The organism is Actinomyces sp. 594 (assembly GCF_019325145.1).
Lineage (GTDB): Bacteria > Actinomycetota > Actinomycetes > Actinomycetales > Actinomycetaceae > Actinomyces.
Genome location: NZ_PIZC01000034.1, coordinates 1 through 22,588 on the forward strand (window position 1 = coordinate 1; position 22,588 = coordinate 22,588).

The 22,588-nt window shown below is 70.9% G+C and carries 25 protein-coding genes; 19 read left to right on the forward strand and 6 right to left on the reverse strand.

All coding sequences use genetic code 11. The features are described from left to right. Positions 1-812 (reverse strand): PspC domain-containing protein (locus GZ998_RS04470; RefSeq protein WP_219109159.1); only part of this gene is annotated, 812 nt, incomplete at its 3' end. Between the two features lie 136 nt (positions 813-948). On the opposite strand from GZ998_RS04470, the gene GZ998_RS04475 reads away from it, so the two are divergent. The 19 genes from GZ998_RS04475 (at position 949) to GZ998_RS04565 (ending at position 18,362) form a co-directional block, all read left to right on the forward strand. After that, positions 949-2,361, forward strand: a complete 1,413-nt coding sequence (locus tag GZ998_RS04475; protein WP_219109160.1) for an ATP-binding protein — start codon at positions 949-951, stop codon at positions 2,359-2,361. Between the two features lie 61 nt (positions 2,362-2,422). Then, on the forward strand, positions 2,423-3,121 hold the full coding sequence (locus GZ998_RS04480) for a response regulator transcription factor (protein WP_161924646.1): 699 nt from the start codon (positions 2,423-2,425) through the stop codon (positions 3,119-3,121). Positions 3,122-3,191: 70 nt separating this feature from the next. Then, positions 3,192-3,560, forward strand: a complete 369-nt coding sequence (locus GZ998_RS04485) for an SdpI family protein (protein ID WP_219109161.1) — start codon at positions 3,192-3,194, stop codon at positions 3,558-3,560. A 93-nt stretch (positions 3,561-3,653) separates the two neighbouring features. Then, the gene (locus GZ998_RS04490; protein ID WP_219109162.1) at positions 3,654-4,346 is read left to right on the forward strand and encodes an L-threonylcarbamoyladenylate synthase; all 693 of its coding nucleotides are present in this window, start codon (positions 3,654-3,656) and stop codon (positions 4,344-4,346) included. After that, positions 4,343-5,491: an MraY family glycosyltransferase gene (locus GZ998_RS04495; protein ID WP_162679878.1), complete on the forward strand. Its 1,149-nt coding sequence runs from the start codon at positions 4,343-4,345 to the stop codon at positions 5,489-5,491. The genes GZ998_RS04490 and GZ998_RS04495 overlap by 4 nt, the downstream gene beginning before the upstream one ends. A gap of 50 nt (positions 5,492-5,541) precedes the next feature. Then, on the forward strand, positions 5,542-5,961 hold the full coding sequence (locus tag GZ998_RS04500) for a hypothetical protein (protein WP_219109163.1): 420 nt from the start codon (positions 5,542-5,544) through the stop codon (positions 5,959-5,961). 151 nt (positions 5,962-6,112) lie between these two features. Next, entirely contained in the window at positions 6,113-6,937 is an 825-nt protein-coding gene (atpB, locus tag GZ998_RS04505; RefSeq protein ID WP_219109164.1) for a F0F1 ATP synthase subunit A, read from the forward strand. 95 nt (positions 6,938-7,032) lie between these two features. Beyond that, positions 7,033-7,239: an ATP synthase F0 subunit C gene (gene atpE / locus GZ998_RS04510; protein ID WP_136193469.1), complete on the forward strand. Its 207-nt coding sequence runs from the start codon at positions 7,033-7,035 to the stop codon at positions 7,237-7,239. Next, positions 7,239-7,838: a F0F1 ATP synthase subunit B gene (locus tag GZ998_RS04515; protein ID WP_162679876.1), complete on the forward strand. Its 600-nt coding sequence runs from the start codon at positions 7,239-7,241 to the stop codon at positions 7,836-7,838. Before atpE ends, GZ998_RS04515 begins: the two co-directional genes overlap by 1 nt. After that, entirely contained in the window at positions 7,835-8,659 is an 825-nt protein-coding gene (locus GZ998_RS04520; protein WP_162679875.1) for a F0F1 ATP synthase subunit delta, read from the forward strand. The genes GZ998_RS04515 and GZ998_RS04520 overlap by 4 nt, the downstream gene beginning before the upstream one ends. Before the next feature lie 87 nt (positions 8,660-8,746). Continuing rightward, positions 8,747-10,378, forward strand: a complete 1,632-nt coding sequence (gene atpA, locus GZ998_RS04525) for a F0F1 ATP synthase subunit alpha (protein ID WP_219109165.1) — start codon at positions 8,747-8,749, stop codon at positions 10,376-10,378. Between the two features lie 5 nt (positions 10,379-10,383). Further along, positions 10,384-11,328 (forward strand): F0F1 ATP synthase subunit gamma, encoded by a 945-nt coding sequence (locus tag GZ998_RS04530; protein WP_162679873.1) that lies wholly within the window; start codon positions 10,384-10,386, stop codon positions 11,326-11,328. 94 nt (positions 11,329-11,422) lie between these two features. Further along, positions 11,423-12,874: a F0F1 ATP synthase subunit beta gene (atpD, locus tag GZ998_RS04535; RefSeq protein WP_219109166.1), complete on the forward strand. Its 1,452-nt coding sequence runs from the start codon at positions 11,423-11,425 to the stop codon at positions 12,872-12,874. Beyond that, entirely contained in the window at positions 12,867-13,226 is a 360-nt protein-coding gene (locus GZ998_RS04540; RefSeq protein ID WP_374939158.1) for a F0F1 ATP synthase subunit epsilon, read from the forward strand. Before atpD ends, GZ998_RS04540 begins: the two co-directional genes overlap by 8 nt. Before the next feature lie 9 nt (positions 13,227-13,235). Next, positions 13,236-13,637: a DUF2550 family protein gene (locus tag GZ998_RS04545; RefSeq protein WP_161924637.1), complete on the forward strand. Its 402-nt coding sequence runs from the start codon at positions 13,236-13,238 to the stop codon at positions 13,635-13,637. Between the two features lie 296 nt (positions 13,638-13,933). After that, a complete protein-coding gene (locus tag GZ998_RS04550; protein WP_219109167.1) occupies positions 13,934-14,779 on the forward strand; it encodes an SDR family oxidoreductase in 846 nt (281 codons plus the stop codon). 143 nt (positions 14,780-14,922) lie between these two features. Next, the gene (gene nucS, locus GZ998_RS04555) at positions 14,923-15,618 is read left to right on the forward strand and encodes an endonuclease NucS (RefSeq protein WP_219109168.1); all 696 of its coding nucleotides are present in this window, start codon (positions 14,923-14,925) and stop codon (positions 15,616-15,618) included. A 107-nt stretch (positions 15,619-15,725) separates the two neighbouring features. Further along, positions 15,726-16,967, forward strand: coding sequence for a DNA glycosylase AlkZ-like family protein (locus GZ998_RS04560; protein WP_219109169.1), 1,242 nt, complete (start codon positions 15,726-15,728; stop codon positions 16,965-16,967). A gap of 207 nt (positions 16,968-17,174) precedes the next feature. Further along, the gene (locus GZ998_RS04565; protein WP_257505199.1) at positions 17,175-18,362 is read left to right on the forward strand and encodes an N-acetylglucosamine-6-phosphate deacetylase; all 1,188 of its coding nucleotides are present in this window, start codon (positions 17,175-17,177) and stop codon (positions 18,360-18,362) included. Between the two features lie 16 nt (positions 18,363-18,378). Here GZ998_RS04565 and GZ998_RS04570 read toward each other — a convergent pair whose 3' ends face one another. The 5 genes from GZ998_RS04570 to GZ998_RS04590 all read right to left on the reverse strand — a co-directional run bounded on the left by GZ998_RS04570 (position 18,379) and on the right by GZ998_RS04590 (position 22,350). Further along, the gene (locus GZ998_RS04570) at positions 18,379-18,936 is read right to left on the reverse strand and encodes a DUF664 domain-containing protein (RefSeq protein WP_219109171.1); all 558 of its coding nucleotides are present in this window, start codon (positions 18,934-18,936) and stop codon (positions 18,379-18,381) included. A gap of 44 nt (positions 18,937-18,980) precedes the next feature. Beyond that, positions 18,981-19,562: a zinc ribbon domain-containing protein gene (locus GZ998_RS04575; RefSeq protein ID WP_219109172.1), complete on the reverse strand. Its 582-nt coding sequence runs from the start codon at positions 19,560-19,562 to the stop codon at positions 18,981-18,983. A gap of 54 nt (positions 19,563-19,616) precedes the next feature. Continuing rightward, on the reverse strand, positions 19,617-19,949 hold the full coding sequence (locus tag GZ998_RS13475) for a MerR family transcriptional regulator (protein WP_219109237.1): 333 nt from the start codon (positions 19,947-19,949) through the stop codon (positions 19,617-19,619). Positions 19,950-20,207: 258 nt separating this feature from the next. Next, positions 20,208-21,602: an isochorismate synthase gene (locus GZ998_RS04585; RefSeq protein WP_308807161.1), complete on the reverse strand. Its 1,395-nt coding sequence runs from the start codon at positions 21,600-21,602 to the stop codon at positions 20,208-20,210. Position 21,603: 1 nt separating this feature from the next. Next, positions 21,604-22,350, reverse strand: a complete 747-nt coding sequence (locus tag GZ998_RS04590; protein WP_219109173.1) for a demethylmenaquinone methyltransferase — start codon at positions 22,348-22,350, stop codon at positions 21,604-21,606. Positions 22,351-22,588 lie beyond the last annotated feature (238 nt).

A 22,588-nucleotide genomic window follows, 5' to 3' on the forward strand; every position in this document is an offset into this window, starting at 1 on the left:
GTGCCCCGCGCTGGGCCGGCCGGTGCCTGCGTGGCCTGCTGCGGTCCGGCGGCACCAGGGGGAGCCGCCTGCGCCGACGCGGGCCGCGCCTGGGCGGAAGCCGGCGCCGGGCCGGAACCCGCAGTGGGGGCGGGAACGCGGCGCGGACCCGTCGTACTCGGGTCGGCGCGGCCTGCGGCAGACGCTGGCGTCACGGGCTGCTGCGCCCCCGGGTACGGCGCTCCGGGCGCCGTCGTCCCCCAGGGCCCGGCCTCCCCCAAGGACGCGGGCGGCTGGCGCCGCTCACGCCGAACCGCGCGGTAGATAAGGTAGACGACTCCCAGCACCAGGCAGCTTCCGACCACGGACCAGAACAGGTCGTAATAGCCCGCACCAACCCAGCCGGTGATGTACCAGGACGGGATGAACCCGTGGTCGAGCAGCACCCAGCCCGAGACGAAGGTCGCCACGGCCCCGGCGAACCCGGCGTCGAAGTCGCCGACCAGGGCCTGCTCGAGGTGGATGCGGCCATCGGACTCCTCTGGCATGAGCGCCCACCCCAGTCCGTACAGCACCAGCCCCAGGCCGCTGAAGATGGAAAGTACCACCCACACGCAGCGCACCAGGGTCGGGTCCAGGCCGAGTCGGCGGGCCAGTCCGCCGGCGACGCCGCCGATCCAACGCTCATTGGTGCGCACCAGTCCGGTGCGGCGCAGCGAGTCGAAGAATCCGGCTGCCGCCGGGCGCGGCGGCACCGGGCCGCCGTGGGGGCGTGGCGGGGGAACGGGGCCTGTGGGGCGGGCCTGCGGGTCGGGAGGGGGCACTTCACTCATGCCTCCATGGTCCGTGGCGCGGCCCGCAACGCGCGATGGGGACCTCCCCTGAACCGTCCCCGATTCGGTCACGAGTATCCCCTGATTTCCGGCACCGCCCCCACTTCGGGCCGCCCCGCCGTGCCACCATGGGGCCATGACCTCAGCGGCCGCCGACGTGCCTCCCGTGTCCGGGCACGGGAATCTGCTCGCGTCGGCCTCATTCCCGACGTCGGCACCGGCACAGGCGTCGGGAGCGGGCGCGACCGCCTCGCCCCGCCCGCCGCTGCGCCGCCCGCCCCGCCGGGCCCAGCCTCCCTGCCCCTCGCGTGCGCTCGCGGGCGTATGCGCCGGACTGTCCGCCCACCTGGGCCTGCCGGTGGGCGCGGTGCGCCTGGCGCTGATGGTGCTGACGGTCTCCAGCGGTGCCGGCGCCCTGCTGTACCTGCTGCTGTGGGCGCTGGTGCCCACCGGTGATCCCCTTCGCCCCGCGCCCCTGCCGCCCGCGCGCGCCCGCCTGGCGTCTCGGCTGGCCGGACATGCCGCAGACCAGCCACTGCTGACCCCCAGGATGCGCGGGATGGCGGGTGGGGCGGCCCTGCTGCTTGCAGCTGCGCTCCTAGCCGCCTGGCGGCAGGGCGCCTTCTCCGGCGGCGCCGGCTGGCTGCTGCCGCTCGTGCTGGTGGCCGCCGGCGCCGCGCTGGCCTGGTCCCAGGCGGACGCGCTGACCGGACCGACCCGGGAATCGGGCACCATCCTGCGCCTGGCCGGGGGCGTCGTGCTCGCCGCCGTCGGCATCCTGCTGTGGATCGGGGATGACACCCCGCCGCGGGTGCTGCTCACCGGCGCGCTGACCGGCGGTGCCCTCGTACTCGGCATCGGCCTGGTGCTGGCGCCCCTGTGGCTGCGCACCAACCGCGCCCTGTCGGACACCCGCGCCGCCGAGGCCCGTGAGGCCGAGCGCGCCGACATCGCCGCGCACCTGCACGACTCCGTGCTGCAGACCCTGACCCTGATCCGCAAGCGTGCCGACGACCCCGAGACGGTGGCCCGCCTGGCCCGCTCCCAGGAGCGCGAGCTGCGTGCCTGGCTGTACACCGACCGTCCCGAGGCTGCCACCTCCGCGGCGGACGCCCTGCGCGACCTGGCCGCCGAGATCGAGGACCGCCATGGCGTTGAGGTCGAGCTCGTCGTCGTGGGGGACCGGCCCCCGGACCCGGACACCGAGATCGTCATCGCCGCCACCCGCGAGGCCCTGTCCAACGCCGTACGCCACGGCGCCCCGCCGGTGAGCGCTTATGCGGAGATCACCGCCAACCAGCTGGACGTGTTCGTCCGCGATCACGGCGCCGGCTTCGACCTCGCCGAGGTGGCCCCCGACCGTCACGGCGTCAAGGAGTCGATCATTGGCCGCATGGAGCGCCATGGCGGACACGCCAGCGTCCGCCGTCGTGAATCCGGCACCGAGGTGCACCTGTCCCTGAAGACGGCGCCCTCACCGTCCACGCCGGCCTACCCGCCCGTGTCCTCACCACCCGCCGCCCCGGCCGGGCCTCCCCCTGTCCACTGACCCCGTACCACCGACCGCGTCAATCGCAGTCGTTCATCCGCACCCAGAACCAGGAGCTCCCGTGACCCACTCTTCCGACGCAAACCAGTCCGCCGGCCCGCAGCCCTCGCTGCGTGTGCTCGTGGTGGACGACCACGCCCTGGTCCGCGCCGGGGTACGTGCCGAGCTCGCCGCCGATGCCCCCGACCTGGAGGTGGTCGCCGAGGCCGACGACGTCGAGGGCGCCATCGCCGCCGTCCACGCCCTGACCCCCGACGTCGTCCTGCTGGACGTGCACCTGCCCGGCGGCAACGGCGGGGGAGGGGCCGAGGTTGTCACCGCCTGCCGGGACGTGCCCACCACCCGCTTCCTGGCCCTGTCCGTCTCCGACGCCTCCGAGGACGTCGTCGGCGTCATCCGGGCCGGCGCCCGCGGCTACGTCACTAAGGCCATCTCCTCCACTGACCTGGCGCAGGCGGTGCGGCGCGTGGCCGCCGGGGACGCCGCCTTCTCCCCGCGGCTCGCCGGCTTCGTGCTGGACGCCTTCGGCGCCGGGGCGGGGGAGGTGGCCGTGGCCGACTCCGAGCTGGACCGGCTCTCCGCCCGCGAGCGGGAGGTCATGCGACTGATCGCCCGCGGCTACACCTACAAGGAGTGCGCCGCCGAGCTGTTCATCTCGGTCAAGACGGTGGAGACGCATGTGTCCGCCGTGCTGCGCAAGCTGCAGCTGTCCAACCGCAACGAGCTCACCCGCTGGGCGGCCGCACGCCGCATCGTGTAGGCGACCCGGCTGATGGTAAACTGTGATCTGTTCCACAGGAGTCGTGCCCTGGGTAGAACGAGGTGAGGACATGGCGGACTTCCTGGCGAGCCTGCTGTTGGCGGTTGTGTGCGCCACAGGCGGACTCGCGGTCACCATCATCGGCATCAAGATGAAGCGAGGCACCCTCAAGCCGAACTCCTTCGCGGGCGTGCGCATCCCCCGCGCCTACCGCTCCGAGGAGGACTGGTATCAGATCCAGTCTGCCTGTGCGAACGCCACCTTGCTGATGGGCTTCATATTCTTCGACTGCGCGGTGCTGTTCCTGATTCAGGCGTTATTGCCTGAAATCATTCCGTTCATGTTCCCGTGCGTAGTATTCATGCTCCAGTCGATTCTCGGCATTGCCTTGATCTGGTATGCCGCCTTGACCGCTGACAGGCATTCGGCCAAGCGCTGAACGTTACCGAGATGCGTGGGCGGGTGACCGCTCGGACTCAACATCCACACGCATTACGGTGCGTGCGCGCGTGGGCGGGTGAATCGTGCGAGGATGACGGCCGTGACACAGCAGGCCCCTTCGGACTCGATGCCCGAGCAGATCGCCAGGGCCGCTGCACACGTCGCCGCCGGTGGGATCCTCGCATTGCCCACGGACACGGTCTACGGCCTGGGTGTGCGCGCCGACGACGCGGCCGCCGTCTCCCGCCTACTGGCCGCCAAGGGACGCGGCCGTGCCATGCCGCCGCCCGTACTGGTTGCGGATGCCAGCCGACTCGACGGTATCGTCGCCCGCATTCCGGATGCCGCCCGCGCGCTTATGGAGGCCTTCTGGCCCGGAGCGCTCACCCTCGTGCTCGACGCCGCGCCCGGCCTCGGCTGGGACCTGGGGGATACCGGGGGCACAATCGCCGTGCGCATGCCCGATCACCCCCTCGCCCTGGCCGTGCTGCGCGCCACGGGCCCAATGGCGGTGACCAGTGCCAATGCCACGGGCAGGCCCCCGGCCACCGACGCCGCCGGGGTACGGGCCGCCTTCCCCGGCCGCGTCGTCGACGTCGCCGGGGCGCCCCGGCCGGGCGCGACCGGGGCGGTGCCCACACAGATCCGCCTGCTCGACGGCGGCCCCACTCCCGGATCCGTGCCCTCCACGATCATCTCCCTGGCCGGCGCGCGGGCGCAGTCCCCGGCTCTGCTGCGTGAGGGCGCCATCACCCGGGCGCAGCTGGAGGGCGCGGGCGCATGAAGGTCTATTTGCTGGTACTGCTGGTCGCCGCGGCCGTCACCTATGTCGCCGTGCCGATCGTGCGTCACCTCGCCCTGGTCGCCGGCGCCCTCACCCCGGTGCGGGCGCGGGACGTACACGCCACCCCGATCCCGCGGCTGGGAGGCGTGGCGATGTTCGCGGGCTTCGCCACGGCGATGGTGATGGCCTCGCGGGTGCCCTACCTGTCCAATGTCATCGACTCCTCCGCCTGGGCGGTGGTGCTGGGCGCCGGACTGGTGTGCCTCCTGGGCGTGATCGACGACCTGTGGGAATTGGACTGGATGACCAAGCTGGTTGGACAGGTGCTGGCTGCCGGCATCATGGCCTGGCAGGGAGTGCAGCTGATCACCTTCCCCGTAGGCGGTCTGACGCTCGGCTCCTCGCGGCTGTCCCTGTTCTCCACCATCATCGTGGTGCTGGCGGTGATCAACGCTGTCAACTTCGTCGACGGCCTGGATGGTCTGGCCGCGGGCATCATCGGCATTGGCGCCTCCGCCTTCTTCCTGTACATCTACGTGCTCACCCGCCACACCTCACCGGAGTCCTACACCTCCCTGGCGGCCACGGTGATGGCGGCCCTGATCGGCATCTGCCTGGGCTTCCTGCCCCATAACTTCCACCCGGCCACCATCTTCATGGGCGACTCCGGATCCATGCAGCTGGGCCTGATCAGCGCGGCCGGCACGATCATCGTCACCGGGCAGATCGACCCCGGCATACTGGAGGGGCCGACGGCGGTGCCCGTGTTCCTGCCGGTGCTAATCCCCCTGGCGGTGCTGCTGCTGCCGCTGATGGACATGATTATGGCGATCGTGCGCCGTGCCCGGGCCGGCCACAGCCCCTTCCACCCCGACCGCATGCACATGCACCACCGGCTGCTCGCCGCCGGCCACTCGCACCGCCGCGCCGTGCTGGTGATGTACGTGTGGGCGGCGGTGGCCGCGTACTCCGTGGCGGCCATGGCCTTCTTCCCGCTGCGCTGGGTGCTGGTGGGAAGCATCGCGGGGGTCGGCATTGCCCTGGTGGTCACCGCTGACCTGATGCCCGGCGTCCGGCAGGCGTGGATGCGGGGCCTGGGCGCGCGCCGCGTGCGCGCCCGCCACGGTGCGGGAGGCCGACGTTGAGCCAAGGGCGCCCGGCAGTGCCGAAGACACCGCAGCGAGTACCGCGCCGCATGCAGCACCGATCCCTGTTCCGGCGCACGGCCGTGCGCGTTGCGTGCACCGGCGTCGTGATCGCGGCTGCCGCGCTCATCGCAGGTGGAGTCGCGGGCGGCGCCGCCTGGTCCGGGGCCGCCTGGGGCGCGCTGACCGGAGGGCTGCTGACCGCCATTACCGTGGTCGCCCTGCTCGTTCCCTGGGACCGGTTCCCCATGCTGGCCTCGGCCGGCGTGATGGCGTCCTTCGCCGGGAAGGTGCTGGTGATGATCGGGGTGGTACTGGTGCTCGGGCCGCACCGGGACGCACTTGCCCCGGGCTGGTTCTTCAGCGCCTTCGCCGCAGCACTGCTGGGGGTCACCGGCGTGGAGGTGGTCTCGCTCGGATCCGGCAGCCATGCGCCCTCCGGCGGTCGCGAGCCGGATCAGGACACCTGATCCGGCCGACCCCGGTGAAGTGCGGTCGGGGCCGAATGCAGGTAGGGTTGTGTGCCCTAGAGGGGAGTAACCTGACCGCTAGGTGCCCGTACCGGTTGCCCTGGCGGCGTTACGGAGCCTCTAAGTCCTTAATCGTTCCCGAGGAGGTCCGGTGACAACGAGCTCGAGCCTGGCGGCCGGCTTGGCCGTCATCGCGCCGGCGAGCGACGGAGGCGGATTCGAGCCCCCCTCGCTCGACGACTTCTACCCCGAGGCCTTCGCGCTGGTGGGCACACCCTTTGAACTCAACCGGGTCATGCTAGTGCGCATCATCATGACCCTGGTGCTGGTGGCCTTGTTCGGGATAGGTGCGGCCCGCGCCAAGGTGGTGCCGGGGCGCATGCAGAACGTGCTGGAGATGCTGCTGGAGTTCGTGCGCAAGAACATCGCGGTGGAGATCCTCGGGGAGAAGTACGGCGCCCGGTACGCTCCGATCATCACCACGATCTTCCTGGGCGTGTTCTTCCTGAACATCTCCGGCATCCTGCCCGGGCTGCAGATCGCCTCCACCGGCGTGGTCGGCATGCCCCTCGTGTTCGCCATGGTCTCCTACATCGCCTTCGTCTACGCGGGCATACGCGCCAACGGGGCGGGCAAGTTCATCAAGGGCTCGCTCGTACCAAGCGGCGTTCCCGGGTTCCTCTACCCCCTGATCGTGCCGGTGGAGTTCCTGTCAACCTTCGTGCTCCGGCCGCTGACGTTGACGGTGCGTCTCATGGCCAACATGATCTCGGGACACCTGCTGCTATCGCTGTGCTTCCTGGCCACCAACGCGCTGTTCGTCTACGCGACGGCGCAGTTGAAGGTCCTGGGCACGATTACCTTCGCGGCGGGTATCGTCTTCATACTGTTCGAGGCCTTCGTCGCCGCCCTGCAGGCCTACATCTTCGCGCTGCTCAGCGCCGTGTACATCGAGTCCTCGGTGCACATGCACTGAACCCAGCCGCAGCCCCAATCCAGCAAGACCCAGTCCACCAACCAGTCCAGTAACACGTTTCGGCACCCACCAACACGAGGAGAAACCACATGGGAATCACCGGTTCTATCGCGACGATCGGATACGCCCTTGCCACCGTCGGTCCCGCCCTCGGTATCGGCATGGTCGTGGCCAAGACCCAGGAGTCCACGGCCCGCCAGCCCGAGGTGGCCGGCGTCCTGCGCACCAACATGTTCATCGGCGCGGCCCTGATTGAGGCGCTCGGTCTGCTCGGGTTCGCCGCCGGCTTCGTCTTCAGCTGATGGTCGTGGCCAAGATGTCAGTCGGTACGCTCGTGGCGGCGGCCTCCGGGGCCCCCGAGGGGATCTTCCTGTTCGTGCCGCACCTGGCTGATCTGGTGTGGGGCACGCTGTGCTTCCTGCTCATCGCCGTCGTCCTGGTCAAGTACGCCCTGCCGCGCTTCAACGCCGTGCTAGATGAGCGCACCGCGAAGATCGAGGAGGGCCTGGCGCTGACGGAGAGGGCCAAGGAGGAGCAGTCCGACGCCGAGGCCCGGGCCACCCGCCTGGTGGAGGACGCCCGCCTGGAGGCGGCCCGGATCCGGGAGCGGGCGCAGGCGGAGGCGGACAAGATCATCGCCGACGCCCGTGCCGAGGCCGCGGGCGAGGCCGGCCGCGCCATGGAGTCCGCCGAGCGGCAGATCGAGGCCGACAAGCAGGCCGCCCAGATCTCGCTCCGCTCCGACATCGGCCTGCTGGCCACCGACCTGGCGGAGAAGCTCGTTGGCGAGCACCTGGCCGACGCCGAATTGTCCGGACGGGTCATCGACCGCTTCCTCGACGAGCTCGAGCACAAGCCGGTCAGTCCCGCCTGGTCCGCGCGGGCGGGGGCAGTCCGGTGAAAGCCGGCACCTCAGCCACCCGTGCGCTCACCGAGGAGGCCTGGGCGCCCGTCCTGGCCGCCGCCGGGGCGCAGGGGCAGCAGCTCGGCGAGCAGATCCTCGCCGTGGCCCACGAGATCGCCTCCAACCCGTTGCGCGGCCCCCTGACCGATCCCAACCGGGAGCCGGAGGACAAGGCCGCCCTGGCCGCCCGCCTGTTCACCGGGCGTGCGGATGAGCGCGTCGTCGAGCTGCTGCAGGGGATGGTGCGCGGCCGCTGGTCGCGGGCCGTCGACCTGATCAGTGCGCTGCACGACCTGGGTATCCAGGCGATCCTGTCCGGGGCGCAGGCCGGCGGCACCCTCGACGACGTCGAGCAGGAGGTCTTCGCCGTCGCCCGGGAGGTCGCCGCCAACCGGGAGATCCGCCAGGCGCTGGAGCCGGCCCGCCGCACCAGCACTGACGCGCGGGTGCGCCTGGCACACCGCCTGTTCGCCTCGCGCATCTCCCACCCCGCCATGACCCTGGTGGCCTGGTGCGTGCGGCACCAGCCGGAGGTCGCGGTAGGCGGGGTGCCCTACAACCTCAGGCGCGTCACGGAGCTGGCCGCCGGCATGCAGAACCGGGTCATCGCCGACGTCGTCACGGCAGTGCCGCTGACGACGGCGCAGCAGGCCCGCCTGCGCGCGATCCTGGTCCGCCGGCTGGGATTCGACGTGGAGCTCAACCTTGAAGTGGATCCGGAGGTCATCGGCGGCGTGCGGGTGGTGGTACGCGACCTCGTCATGGACAGCACCATGCGCCACTCGCTCGCGGAACTGCGCGGCAGTCTGACCGGATGACGCAGGTCGCAGGGACGGATTCCGCATGCACAAGCCAAATGAACCGCTGCGAGCAAAGCAGCAAGCCAAACGCGAAGGAGACGACAGATGGCTGACATGACCATCGCAGCGGAGGACGTCCGCTCCGCCCTGGAGGAGTTCGTCGATTCCTACCGGCCGGCGCAGGTGGCGGCCGAGGAGATCGGGCACGTGGTCTTCGCCGCAGACGGAATCGCCCAGGTGGAGGGGCTGCCGGGGGCGATGGCCAACGAGCTGCTCACCTTCGAGGACGGCACCGCCGGCCTGGCCATGAACCTGGACGAGCGCCAGATCGGTGTGGTCATCCTGGGGGACTACTCGGGAATCGACGAGGGCCAGGTCGTGCACCGCACCGGAGAGGTCCTCTCGGTTCCGGTGGGGGATGCCTTCCTCGGCCGCGTCGTCGACCCGCTGGGCCGCCCCATCGACGGGCTCGGTGAGATCGCCGCCGAGGGGCGCCGCGCCCTGGAGCTGCAGGCCCCCGGCGTGATGGCCCGCAAGTCCGTGCACGAGCCGCTGCAGACGGGCCTGAAGGCGATCGACTCTATGATCCCGATCGGCCGCGGACAGCGCCAGCTGATCATCGGCGACCGCAAGACGGGCAAGACCGCCATCGCCCTGGACACGATCCTGAACCAGAAGGCAGCCTGGGAGACCGGGGACCCGAACCAGCAGGTGCGCTGCATCTATGTGGCCACCGGCCAGAAGGGCTCCACCATCGCCTCCGTGCGCGCCACGCTGGAGGAGCGCGGCGCCCTGGAGTACACCACGATCGTGGCCTCCCCGGCCTCCGACCCGGCCGGCTTCAAGTACCTCTCGCCCTACACCGGCTCCGCGATCGGCCAGCACTGGATGTACGGTGGCAAGCACGTGCTGATCGTGTTCGACGACCTGTCCAAGCAGGCGGAGGCCTACCGTGCCGTGTCCCTGCTGCTCCGCCGTCCGCCGGGCCGCGAGGCCTACCCCGGTGACGTCTTCTACCTCCACTCCCGGCTGCTGGAGCGCTGCGCCAAGCTCTCCGACGAGCTGGGGGCCGGCTCGATGACCGGCCTGCCCATCATCGAGACGAAGGCGAACGACGTGTCCGCCTATATCCCCACCAACGTCATCTCCATCACCGACGGGCAGATCTTCCTGCAGTCCGACCTGTTCAACGCGGACCAGCGCCCCGCCGTCGACGTGGGCATCTCGGTCTCCCGCGTGGGTGGGGACGCCCAGATCAAGGCGATGAAGAGCGTGGCCGGCACGCTGAAGATCACGCTGGCCCAGTACCGCTCGATGCAGGCCTTCGCCATGTTCGCCTCCGACCTGGATGCCACGACCCGCCAGCAGCTGACTCGCGGCGAGCGGCTCATGGAGCTGCTCAAGCAGCCGCAGTTCACCCCCTACGCCGTGGAGGACCAGGTCGCCAGCGTCTGGGCCGGCACCAACGGCTACCTCGATGACCTCGACGTCGCCGATGTGCTGCCCTTTGAGCGCAGCCTGCTGGACCACCTGCGTCGCAACACCGACATCCTGGACACCATCCGGACCACTGGCCGCCTGGACGAGGACACCGAGGCGGCGCTGCGCCAAGCCGTGGAGTCCTTCCGCACCACCTACCTGGCCGGCGGGCGCATGCTCTCCGGCGAGGTCGAGGCGCCTGAGGAAGAGGTGCCTGCTGAGCACACCGCCGAGCAGATCGTGGTCAAGAGGGGCTGACCGACGTGGCAGGGAACCAGCGCATCTACAAGCAGCGTATCCGGTCCACCCAGACGCTGCAGAAGGTCTTCCGGGCCATGGAGCTGATCGCCTCCTCCCGGATCGGTTCCGCACGCAATAACGCCCAGGAGGCCGGCCCCTACGACCACGCCCTGAGCCAGGCGGTTGCCGCCGTCGGCACGCACGCCGCCCTGGACCACCCGCTCACCCGGGAGCGGGAGGACACCAATCGGGTGGCCGTCCTCGTGCTCACCTCCGACCGCGGCATGGCCGGCGCCTACTCCGCCACCATCCTGCGGGAGACCGAGCGGCTGATCGAGCAGCTGGTCGACGCCGGCAAGGAGCCGGTGCTGTTCACCTACGGGCGGCGCGCCGCGGCGTACTTCGCATTCCGCGGCCGCCCCGTGGAGTTCTCCTGGACCGGTGAGTCCGACCGGCCCAGTGACTCCTCCATCGAGGAGGTCGCCACGGTCATGCTGGACTACTTCCTGTCCAGCCCGGAGGCCGGCGGCGTGGCGGAGGTGCACATCGTCTTCACCCGCTTCGTCTCAATGGTCTCCCAGGTGCCAGAGGTGCGGCGCATGCTGCCGCTTAAAGTCGTGGACGTGGACGGCCCCGGCGAGCTGAACCGGGAGGACCTGGCCCCCGACGTCGAGCGCGTGCGGGCCGAGCGGACCGGAGCCCGACCCCTGTACGAGTTCACTCCCAGTGCCGATGCCGTCCTGGATGCCCTGCTAACGCGCTATGTGCGCAGCCGCATCCGCAACGCCCTGCTGCAGGCCGCCGCCTCCGAGCTGGCCAGCCGCCAGCAGGCCATGCACACGGCAACGTCCAATGCCGAGGACCTCATCGCCACCTACACCCGCCTGGCCAACGCCGCCCGCCAGGGAGACATCACCCAGGAGATCACCGAGATCGTCTCGGGCGCGGACGCCCTGGGCTCGCAATAGCGGCCCGGCACATGACGCCCGGCGTACCCGCGCATCAAAGCCACTCACCCACCGCCCACCGCAGCTTCTGGCAGAACGGATGGAAGAACGCATCATGACCGACACGACTCCCCAAGGGAACACCCCCGCCATCGGGCACGTCACCCGGATCATCGGCGCCGTCGTCGACGTCGAGTTCCCGCCGGACGCGATCCCGGCGATGTACAACGCGCTGAAGGTGACCGTAAACGCCACCGGTGAGGGCGACGTCGCCCATGAGATCACCCTCGAGGTGGCCCAGCACCTGGGCGACAACATCGTGCGCGCCGTCTCGCTCAAGCCCACCGACGGGCTCGTGCGCGGCTCGGAGGTGCGCGACACTGGCGCCCCGATCGCCGTGCCGGTCGGAGACGCCACCCTCGGGCACGTCTTCAACGTGACCGGTGAGGCGCTCAACCTCACCGAGGGCGAGCGCCTTGAGATCAGCGAGCGCTGGCCCATCCACCGCCAGCCGCCGGCCTTCGAGCAGCTAGAGCCCAAGGAGCAGATGTTCGAGACCGGCATCAAGGTCATCGACCTGCTCACCCCCTACGTGCAGGGCGGCAAGATCGGCCTGTTCGGCGGTGCCGGCGTCGGCAAGACGGTCCTGATCCAGGAGATGATCCAGCGCGTCGCCCAGAACCACGGCGGCGTGTCAGTGTTCGCCGGCGTCGGCGAGCGCACCCGTGAGGGCAACGACCTGATCGGTGAGATGGAGGAGGCAGGCGTCTTCGACAAGACCGCCTTGGTGTTCGGGCAGATGGACGAGCCACCGGGTACGCGCCTGCGGGTGGCGCTGAGCGCGCTGACCATGGCGGAGTACTTCCGCGACGTCCAGCACCAGGACGTGCTGCTGTTCATCGACAACATCTTCCGCTTCACCCAGGCCGGCTCGGAGGTCTCCACCCTGCTGGGCCGCATGCCGTCGGCCGTCGGCTACCAGCCCAACCTGGCCGATGAGATGGGTCAGCTGCAGGAGCGCATTACCTCGGCCGGGGGCCACTCCATCACCTCCCTGCAGGCGATCTACGTGCCCGCCGACGACTACACCGACCCCGCCCCGGCCACCACCTTCGCCCACCTGGACGCCACCACGGAGCTGTCGCGCGACATCGCCTCCCGCGGCATCTACCCGGCGGTGGACCCGCTGGCCTCCACCTCCCGGCTGCTCGCCCCTCAGTACGTGGGCCAGGAGCACTACGACGTCGCCACCCGCGTGAAGTCCATCCTGCAGAAGAACAAGGAGTTGCAGGACATTATCGCGATCCTCGGCGTGGATGAGCTCTCCGAGGAGGACAAAGTCACCGTGGGCCGGGCGCGGCGTATCGAGCAGTTCCTGTCCCAGAACACCTACATGGCGGAGAAGTTCACGGGCGTGCCCGGATCCACGGTACCGCTGGCGGAGACCATCGAGGCCTTCCGCCGCATCACCGAGGGCGACTACGACCACCTGCCCGAGCAGGCGTTCTTCAACATCGGCGGCATCGAGGATCTTGAGCGCCGCGCGGCAGAGATGGCGGATGCCTGATATGCCCGGTGAACGCATGCTTCAAGTGGAGGTGGTCTCCCGCTACGGGGGCGAGGCCTGGGCGGGTAGGGCCACCCGGGTCTCGGTGCCGCTGCCCGACGGCGAGCTCGGCGTGCTGCCCGGGAGGCAGCCGATCCTGGCGGTGCTCGGGCGTGGCGACGTGCGTATCGCCCCGGCTGACGGCGGTCAGGAAGTCAACGTGCCGGTGGCCGGCGGATTCTGCTCCGTCTATGCGGATGTGGTCACCGTGGCGGCGGATGCCGCTGGCGCGGAGACCACCGACTCCGACGTCACCGTCAGCGACGTCCTGGCCGAGACAATCGTGATTCCGGGCGTAGGCATGCGGGACTGAGGGGGAGACATGCCGGTGTGGGAAGTGGTCGTCGCCGTGGCGCTAGTGGTCATCGCCCTCACCGGAGGTTTTCTCCTGCGGCTGCGTTTTCTGGCCGGGCGGGTCGGGTCCTTCGAATGCGCGCTGCGCCCGCAGGGAAGTGCGCGCTGGATCAGCGGTATCGCGGTATTCGGCGACGACGATCTGGAGTGGCACCGGCTTGTCTCCTTCGGGCTGCGTCGCCGTCGTCGCTTCAGGCGCGATGACCTTGAGCTCGGCCCGGTGCACCACCGCGGCCAGGGCGGGCACGTGGTGGACGTGCCGTGCAAGTACCGCGGGGAGCGCTTCGAACTGGCCATGGTGGAGGACTCCCACTCCGCGCTGGTCGCCTGGATCGAATCCGCCGCCCCCTCCCAGCCCACCCTCTTCTAGCGCTCTGGCCCCTACTCCTCTGGCCCCTACTCCTCTGGCCCCTACTCCTCTTCTGCGCCGCCCACCCCTTCGCCGAGACCGGCACAAGTAACGCACCGAGACCGGCACAAGTAACGCACCGAGACCGGCACAAGTAACGCACCGAGACCGGTCGACATGGTGGTGCGTGCACCGCGCTCCTCCAGGAGGGCTACCGCCACGGCACAGAGGCGGTTACAGGGGCACAGCCAGACCCCCTTTGACACTGCCTGCCCAGTCGCTAGCGGCAGCGGCTCACCGGGTCAACAATCGATGCCATGAGTACACAACGTCCCGTAACTGTCCTGCTTGGTGCCGGAGCCATCGGCACCGCCATCGCCCGCCGCGTCACCAACGGCGGCCACATCGTCGTCGCCGACCTGCGGCTGGAGAACGCACAGAAGGTCCGTGAGCAGCTGCTCGACGCCGGTTACAGCGCCGAGGCGACGACGACGGACCTGGCCGATCCCGCCTCCATCCGGGCCCTTACGGAGCACGCCGCCTCACTCGGGCCGGTCACCCGCGTCATCCTCGCCGGCGGAGTGTCGCCGTCGCAGGCCGACATCCCCACTATTTTGCGGGTAGACCTGTACGGTTTCGCCGTCGCGCTGGAGGAATTCGGCAAGGTCATCGCCCCGGGCGGCTCCGGCGTCGTCATCTCCAGCCAGTCCGGCTACCGCATGCCCGCGCTCACCCGTGAGCAGGACGCCCTGCTGGCGACCACCCCCGTGGACGAGCTGCTCGCACTGCCCATGCTCGCTGAGGGCGCCGTGACTTCAACCCTGCACGCCTACCAGATGTCCAAGCGTGCCAACGGCCTGCGCGTGCGGGCCAACGCCGTCACCTGGGGTGAGCGCGGTGCCCGCATCAATTCCATCAGCCCCGGCATCGTCATTACGCCGCTCGCGCGCGACGAGCTCGAGGGGCCGCGCGGCGCCGGCTACCGCAAGCAGCTCGAGTTCTCCCCGGCCGGGCGCGCCGGCACGCCCGATGAGATCGCCGCGCTGGCCGGCTTCCTCATGGGGCCCGAGGCCGGCTACATCAACGGCACCGATGTATTGGCCGACGGAGGCGTGACCGCCTCCTGGTACTACGGGCCGCTGTCCGCGGGCGGGGCGAACTGAGAGACAGCGCCGCCGCGTCATGTCGACCGGTTTCGGTGCGTCAATAGTGCCGGTTTCGGCGTGTTACGAGTGCCGGTTTCGGTGAGTGGGGTGCCGACCGGATGCGTGAGCGTCGGGGCGAGGGGTGCGGGTAGGCTGCCGGGGTGCGCGTCGTCATCGCTTCCTGCTCCGTGGACTACTCCGGTCGCCTGGATGCCCATCTGCCCCGGGCCACCCGCCTGATCATGGTCAAGGCCGACGGCTCGGTGCTGGTCCACTCCGACGGCGGCTCCTACAAGCCGCTGAACTGGATGAGCCCGCCCGCCCGCCTGGCGGAGGTCGCCCCGGATGAGGAGGACACCGAGGTCGGCGTTACGGCCCGCTGGGAGGTGACCGCAGCCAAGACCGACGACCGCCTGGTCATCCGCCTGTTCGAGATCGTCTCGGACGCCAGCGTGGAACTCGGTGTCGACCCCGGACTGACCAAGGACGGGGTCGAGGCCCACCTGCAGGAGCTGCTCGCAGAGCAGGTGGAGGTGCTCGGCCCCGGCTTCCGCCTGGTGCGCCGCGAGTACCCCACCCCCATCGGCCCGGTCGACCTGCTGGTGCGTGACGCCGCCGGCGCCGCGGTGGCCGTGGAGGTCAAGCGGGTGGGCGGCATCGACGGCGTCGAGCAGCTGACCCGCTACCTGGACATGCTCGACCGCGACCCGCTGCTGACGCCGGTGCGCGGGGTGTTCGCCGCCCAGCAGATCAAGCCGCAGGCGCGCGTGCTGGCCGAGGACCGTGGCATCCGCTGCGTGGTGCTGGACTACGATGCCATGCGGGGCCTGGACGACCCCTCCTCCCGCCTGTTCTGACGGGCCGGCACCACCCCGGCGGCACGGGACCGGGCCGGAATCACGGCGCGTGCGCCGTTATCTCTCCTCATCGTGCCGCACCCTCGCCGGGCGCTTAGCATCTGCCCATGCCCGCCGCACGCCCCGTTGCCGCCCCGCGCGAGATGTCCTACCTGCGCATTCTCGCCCAGGGTCTCGTTCCCGCCACCACCGCCCCCGACGTCGTCGAGACGGTGCGCCGTCAGTTGGCCATGCAGGGCCAGCAGCCCTCCGCCGTCCCGCACGCGCTGATCATCCGGGCCGACGGCGCCACCGGCTCCGACGTCGACGCCGCATTCGCCGGTGGCCACCTGGTGCGCTCCTGGCCCATGCGCGGCACCGTCCACATCACTACCACCGCCGATCACCACTGGCTGCGCGAGGCACTCATGCACCGCACCGATGCCTGGACGCGACAGAGCGAGGAGCGCCTGGGCATCGACGACGCTCTCCTGCGGAGCGCCGCCGATACCGCTCTGGCACTCATACAGGCGGAGGGGCCGACGGCGCGTTCCCGACTGATCGAGGCCTGGCAGGAGGCCGGCCTGCTTGACTCGGCGGACGCATCCACCCCGGGGACCTGGCACCGGCGGCACCTGCTGGTGCGGTTGCAGCGTGAGGGCGTACTGGTGCAGGGGCCCAGGCGCGGCAACGAGCACCTGATCGTGGACGCCCGCGCCCTGCCGGGTGCCGAGACCGGCCCCGGAGGCAGCGGGGGAGCCGCGCGCGGTACTGGCGGGCATGGCGCCGCCCTGGCGGAGATCGCCCGCCGCTACGCCACCAGTCACGGGCCGGTGAGTGCCGCCGACCTCGCCCGCTGGACCACGCTGCCACTGGCGCAGGCCACGCGCGCCCTCGAGGACGCCGTCGAAGTCACGAACGCCGCCGCCTACCCGGTGGACCCGGCCGCCGCTCGCGTGCCGCTGGTGCGCGCCCGTGCGGAGGGCGGGCTGCGGGGGAGCGTCCGGCTGCTCGGAGCCGATGCGGGGGCGGGGCCCGGGCGCGACGTGCTCTACCTGCGCGCCGACCTGCCCGAACTGCTGGAGGCGAATGCGCGCGCCGTCGGCCGCACCCTGTTCCTGCCGTCCTTCGACGAATTGCACGTGGGCTACAAGGACCGGCTCTGCTTGACCGACGCCGCCGGTGAGCGGCTGATCTGCCCGGCGGCCAACGGCATGTTCCGGCCGCTGTTGGTGGACCGGGGGCGAGTGGTGGCCGTGCGTCCCGTGGGGGAGGGGCTGCTGTGGGCCGACGGCGCCCGCCGCTCGGCTCGGTTGGATGCCGCGGTGGACCGGGTGGTGCGGCGCGTGGAGCGCAGACTGAGCCGCTGAATGCCGCGGCTTGGCGGCCGCAGCGGAACCAACCCGGCAAGACAACAGACATCTGATGTCTGCGGGTTCTTGCGGTAGACTCGCTGCATGAGCAGTGCCGCCACACCCACAGGCTCCGCGTCGGTCTCTTCCAAGCCGCGCTCCACCGCGGCCTCCGCCGCAGCCGCCGATACCCCCTTCGCCCTACGTGGACGCGTGGTCACACCAATGCAGATCATTGACGACGGCGTCGTCGTCATCGCCGCACGTCACCTCGCCTGGGTCGGGCCGGCCCCGGAGGCCGCTCGGGCCGGCTGGGCGGATCTGCTTGCCTCGGCCCGCAGCGCCCCGGCGGGCGGCTACCTGCTGCCCGGCCTGGTTGACGTGCACTGCCACGGCGGTGGCGGGGAGTCCTTCCCCAACGCTGAGACCCGCGCCCAGGCCATGACCGCCGTCCGTGAGCACCGCCGGCACGGAACGACGAGCCTGGTCGCCTCCTGCGTCACCGCCGCCCCCGAGGTGCTCAAGGCGCGCACGCGAGTACTGGCCGACCTGTGCGACGCCGGCGAGCTCGCCGGGATCCACTTCGAGGGACCGTTCGTGTCCGCCGAGCGCTGCGGCGCTCAGGACCCCACGTACATCACGGACCCCGACGCTGCCCTCACCCGCGAGCTGATCGAGCTCGGCCGCGGACACGTGGCCACCATGACGATCGCCCCCGAGAAGCCGCACATCGCGGGCGACGACGGCGTGGTCGCCGCGCTGATCGACGGCGGCGCACTGCCCTCCTTCGGCCACACCGATGCCGAGGCCGCCCCCGTGCGCGCCGCCCTGGCCGACGCCTCCGCCCGCATCGCCGCGCGCGCGGCGTCCAGTGAGCCGGCTCGCTCCGCCCGCGCCACCGCCACCCACCTGTTCAACGGCATGCGCCCCATGCACCACCGCAAGCCCGGACCCGTGCCGGAGTTCCTAGCCGCCGCCGCGAGCGGGGAGTGCATTGTGGAGCTGATCGGTGACGGCGTCCACCTGGACCCCGCCATCGTGCGGGACATGTTTGAGACGCTGGGGCGGGAGAACGTCGTGCTGGTCACCGACGCGCTCGCCGCCGCCGGCGTGCCCGACGGCGACTACGTGCTCGGCTCCCAGGCCGTCACGGTTTCCGCCGGGGTGGCCCGCCTGACCGAGGGCGGGGCACTGGCCGGCGGCACGGCGCACCTGATTGACGTCGTGCGCACCACCTGGCGCGGCGGGGTAGACCTGGTTGACGCCGTCTTCGCCGCCTCCTGCCAGGGCGCGGAGATCCTCGGGGAGGACTCCGTCGGCGCGCTGGAGCCCGGTCTATGGGCCGACGTGGTGGTAACCGACGCGGACCTGAACCCGGTCACGGTGTTCCGCCGCGGTGAGGCGGTGGACTGACGCGGGCAAGGGTCGCTCAGCCGGGCAGACCCAGCAGCCGGTGGGTGTAGACGGCCTGCCCGGAGTGCTGGGCAGCGTCGTCGATGATTGAGGCCAGCCGCACCCCGCGAGTCACCGGCGGCGTCCAGGCGCGGTCGATGACCTCCTCAAGCGCCTGCGGGTGCAGTGAGCGCAGGTAGTCGCGGGCCAGGTCATAGGCGGCGTCGAGGTAGCTGGTCAGGACGGTGAGGTCTTCCACGCGCACCAGTGCCGCCTGCTCCGGGGTGTGGCGCCAGTCCTCGGTGTCATCGGGCAGGGGCAGGTTGAAACGCTCCTTGAAGCCACGGGATGTCCACAGCGTCTCGATGCCCGCCAGGGCGGAGATCTGCAGGTCGATCTCCCGGGCGGTGTGCCAGGCCAGCCAGCTCAGGGAGTCGATACGCGGGGCGAGCTGCGGGGTGGGCTGCGTGTTCGCCTGCTCCAGGCTCACGCCGTCGAGGGCGCGGTCGAAGCGCTCGCGGGAGCGGTCCAGTGAGGCCAGTAGCAGCTCGAGGTAGGCGTTGGGGGATGCAGGGGAGTCGGTGAGTTCGCTCATGCCCCCCACGGTAGGCGCGGGTCGGCGTCCAGGCTAGGTGCGGGTCAGATCCGCTGGCCGCACTGGGAGCAGAAGGTGGCGTCCTCCGTCTCCAGGTAACCGCAGGACCGGCAGCGCAGCCTGACCACCTGTGCCGGGGACTCGGCCGGCTTGGAAGCGCCTTCAAGCGCCGCCTGCAGGGCAGGGAACTCTTCGAGCCGCATCTGGTCCTGAGCGCCTTCCGAGCGCTTCCACGGCTCGGCGTCGCGGGCCTCGCCCTGGGGCGACAGCACCACGCCGGCGCCGGCCAGACCCTGCCTGCCCACGCGTCGCAGCCACTGGCCGGCACTGATGACTAAGACTCCCAGGAATGCCACGGGGAAGAACTGGAAGACGCGGCCGATGCCGCTTCCGATAGCCGTGTGGTCGCCGGAGCCGAATACGTCACCGATCCCGGCGAAGGCGCCAAAGCCGGCGATGAAGACGCTGAAGAACATGAGCAGGCCGAGTCCCTGGAGGAAGGCTCCGCCGTAGTAGGCGGCCTTCCGCCACGTTGGTACGTCATAGCGGCGCGGCCGGTCACCGTTGCTCGCGTACGGTGAGTGCTGATAGTGCGACTGCTGGTCGGGCGCCGGGCTGCTGGTCATGGGCGGACCTCCGGTTGGGGAAGGACGCCTAACCTTAACCGACCACGCACATAATCACGAATCGGGAACGGGGACAGTGCGGGTCCAGCGGTCCACGTGCTTGGGTGCGATCGATGCCGCGCTGACAGATGCCGATGTTGATGCCGGCGAGCGAGCCGATGAGGGCTTCGCCCTGGCCCCCATGCTCGACCCGCCCGAGGCCTGCATACGGGTAAGGAGAAGCAAGCGACGAATAGTCGCCGGGGTGCGGCGCCGGTGACCGACCGAGTCGCGTGTGGCGGTGGCCAGTCCAACATGTTTGTAGTAGCGGAGCGCGTGCGGGCTGAGCTGCAGGTGCCGGGAGGTGGCGCCGATAGCCCGGTCCGCCGCTTGATCCTCGCGGACCAGGCCTTGCTGCGCTTACCGACTCCGCCAGGTGGGCCGTCCGCCAGGGCCGACCGCAAGGCGCACGGCTTGTGCCAGGACTCCCGAAACTGTACTTCGAGCACCCTTGAGGCCATGCGTTGGCACGAAATGCACCACTTTCCCGATCCCGGTAACCGCAGCCTGGCGCGTGATCCGCATGATTACGGGGTTTTCCTGGTGCGGCGCGAACGATCCACCAAGGAAAGTGGTGCAGACTGTGACACTTTTCCCGCTGGACGGCTAGATGTTCGCGCCCAGGGCGGCCAGCACGGGGCGCATCTTGGCCTTCGTCTCGGCCAGCTCGTCGGCCGGCACCGAGTCGGGCATGATCCCGCCGCCGCCGAAGACTCGCGCCGGCGCCTGCGGGCCCGCCCCGCCCGGCGGCAGGGCGGCGCTGCGGAGCGCAATGCACCACTCGCCCTCGCCGTGCCAGTCCACCCAGCCCACGGGGCCGCCGTACCTCCCCCGGTCCATGCCCTCCACCTCGGCGATGATGCGGGCGGCCGCGGCGGTGGGGGTGCCGCATACGGCCGCAGTGGGGTGCAGCGCGCCCACCAGGGACAACGCCCCGGTGTCCCCGGCAACCACGCCGGTGATGTCGGTGGCCAGGTGCAGCACGTTCGGCAGCGTCAGTACCCGCGGCGGCTGTGCCTCCACCGTGGAGCACAGGGGCTCCAGGACCGAGATCGCGGAGGCCCGCGCCAGCTCGTGCTCGGCCCGGTTCTTGGCCGAAGCCGCCAGCCAGCCCGCCAGCCGCTCGGCCTCGCGCGCGCGGGCCGCCGCGTCGCCCGGGTGACGGCGCGCGGTACCCGCCAGCACCCGGCTGGCAAGATGTCGGTTCTCCAGCCGCACCAGCAGTTCCGGGGTCGCCCCCACCATGGCGTCCACGGCGAAGGTCCAGCAGGACGGGTAGCTCGCGCCCAGTCGGCGCAGTAGGTCGCCGGTCGCCAGGGGTGCGGCCGGTGTTACGAGCAGATCCCGCGCCAGCACCACCTTGCGGGCCTCCCCGGCAGTCATGCGCCGCTGTACCTCTGCGACGGTGGCCAGGTAGTCGGTCTCGGACAGCGCCCCGGGCGAGATCACGGGGGCGCCGGGGGAGGAGGCAGTTGCCCCTCCGGATGCTGGTGGTCGCATCTGGGCCAGGACCTCCGCCGCGTCCGGGTGCGCCTCGCCCTCTGCCACGGCAGTGGTCAGCCACGCCCCGGCGTCATCCAGACCCACGATCACGCGCGGCACGATGAGTACCGAGGCGGCGGCGGAGTCGGGGGAGAAGGCGATGGTCCCCAGCGCGACCGGCCCGGTGCCCGGGCGTACCAGGGCGTCGCGCCACCATGAGGCGTAGACCGTGGCCCGCCAGGCGGCGCGCAGCGCCTCGATCCGGTCGGTGCCGGCGGCCTCCAGGCACAGCGCGCGTCCCCAGCCGACCAGCCCGCGCCCGTGACGCACCCAGGACACCGGGTCCTGGCGCCCGGCCAGCAGCTCAAGCAGCCCCGTGCCGCCGCCGCCCTCCGGGGTGATGCTGCCGGCGGGTAGTGCGACCGTGCGGAAGGACATGCGCGGCGGAGCGGCGGCGGCCTGCGCCGCAGGCAGTCGCAGGCCGCCGGCGGAGGTCCCCGCGGGTACCGCCACGGTCACCTCAGGCCTCCGGGGCCGTCGGCGCGGCGTTGCCGGCGCTGCTGGCCGCGGGTACCTCCGGCTTGGTGGCGCGGTGGATGGCGACGATCCCGCCGGACAGGTTCTTGTAGCCGACCGTGCGCCAGCCGGCGCGCTGGATCAACTCCGCCAGGGCCTCCTGGTCCGGCCAGTCCAGGATTGACTCGCCCAGGTAGCTATAGGCATCGGCGTTGGAGGACAGCAGCTTTCCGGCCGCGGGCAGGGCCGTGCCCAGGTAGAAGCGGTAAAGGCGGCGGAAGGCCGCATTCACGGGTGTGGAGAACTCCGCGATCACCAGGCGCCCGCCCGGACGGGTCACGCGCGTCATCTCCGCCAGCGCCTTGGCGGTGTCCTGCACATTGCGCAGCCCGTAGGAGATGGTGACCACGTCAAAGGTGGCGTCGGCGAAGGGCAGGTCGGTGGCGTCACCGACCACGAACTCGATCTCCGGGTGGCGCAGACGCCCCTGCGCCACCATGCCCGCAGACAGGTCGCAGGCAACCACGTCCGCACCGGCGGCGGCGTAGTCGGCGGCGGAGGTGCCGGTGCCTGCGGCCAGGTCCAGCACCCGCATGCCGGGGCCGGCGGCGACGGCGGCGCGGGTTACGGCGCGCCACATGCGCACCTGCCACAGGCTCATCACGTCATTGGTCAGGTCATAGCGGCGGGCGACGGCATCGAACATGCCCGCGACCTCACGGGGGTCCTTGGCTAGGGAGGCTCGGCTCATGGGGTGATCCTCGCAGATCCGGGGCCCGCTCCGGAGCGGGCCCCGCCCCCGGGTGGGCGGCCCTGCGCCGACGGCGCTAATTCGCAAGGGTAGGTATCTCTAATTGCGTGTCTAGTGCCGTCGCGGCGTTCTCGCGGGCGTTCCGTATGTCTTCGCGTTATTATGGAAATCGCGGGGAATAACCGGGGTCGGCGAGGGTGCTGGCGGAGCCTGCGGATGACTAGCCGAGGTCAGCCGG

Bases quoted from the DNA above. Each gene is read 5' to 3' on its own strand.
- GZ998_RS04475 (WP_219109160.1), top strand. From the start codon at position 949: ATGACCTCAGCGGCCGCCGACGTGCCTCCCGTGTCCGGGCACGGGAAT.
- GZ998_RS04485 (WP_219109161.1), top strand. From the start codon at position 3,192: ATGGCGGACTTCCTGGCGAGCCTGCTGTTGGCGGTTGTGTGCGCCACA.
- GZ998_RS04490 (WP_219109162.1), top strand. From the start codon at position 3,654: ATGACGGCCGTGACACAGCAGGCCCCTTCGGACTCGATGCCCGAGCAG.
- GZ998_RS04495 (WP_162679878.1), top strand. From the start codon at position 4,343: ATGAAGGTCTATTTGCTGGTACTGCTGGTCGCCGCGGCCGTCACCTAT.
- GZ998_RS04500 (WP_219109163.1), top strand. From the start codon at position 5,542: ATGCAGCACCGATCCCTGTTCCGGCGCACGGCCGTGCGCGTTGCGTGC.
- GZ998_RS04515 (WP_162679876.1), top strand. From the start codon at position 7,239: ATGGTCGTGGCCAAGATGTCAGTCGGTACGCTCGTGGCGGCGGCCTCC.
- atpA (WP_219109165.1), top strand. From the start codon at position 8,747: ATGGCTGACATGACCATCGCAGCGGAGGACGTCCGCTCCGCCCTGGAG.
- atpD (WP_219109166.1), top strand. From the start codon at position 11,423: ATGACCGACACGACTCCCCAAGGGAACACCCCCGCCATCGGGCACGTC.
- GZ998_RS04540 (WP_374939158.1), top strand. From the start codon at position 12,867: ATGCCTGATATGCCCGGTGAACGCATGCTTCAAGTGGAGGTGGTCTCC.
- GZ998_RS04545 (WP_161924637.1), top strand. From the start codon at position 13,236: ATGCCGGTGTGGGAAGTGGTCGTCGCCGTGGCGCTAGTGGTCATCGCC.
- GZ998_RS04550 (WP_219109167.1), top strand. From the start codon at position 13,934: ATGAGTACACAACGTCCCGTAACTGTCCTGCTTGGTGCCGGAGCCATC.
- GZ998_RS04560 (WP_219109169.1), top strand. From the start codon at position 15,726: ATGCCCGCCGCACGCCCCGTTGCCGCCCCGCGCGAGATGTCCTACCTG.
- GZ998_RS04565 (WP_257505199.1), top strand. From the start codon at position 17,175: ATGCAGATCATTGACGACGGCGTCGTCGTCATCGCCGCACGTCACCTC.
- GZ998_RS04570 (WP_219109171.1), bottom strand. From the start codon at position 18,936: ATGAGCGAACTCACCGACTCCCCTGCATCCCCCAACGCCTACCTCGAG.
- GZ998_RS04575 (WP_219109172.1), bottom strand. From the start codon at position 19,562: ATGACCAGCAGCCCGGCGCCCGACCAGCAGTCGCACTATCAGCACTCA.
- GZ998_RS04590 (WP_219109173.1), bottom strand. From the start codon at position 22,350: ATGAGCCGAGCCTCCCTAGCCAAGGACCCCCGTGAGGTCGCGGGCATG.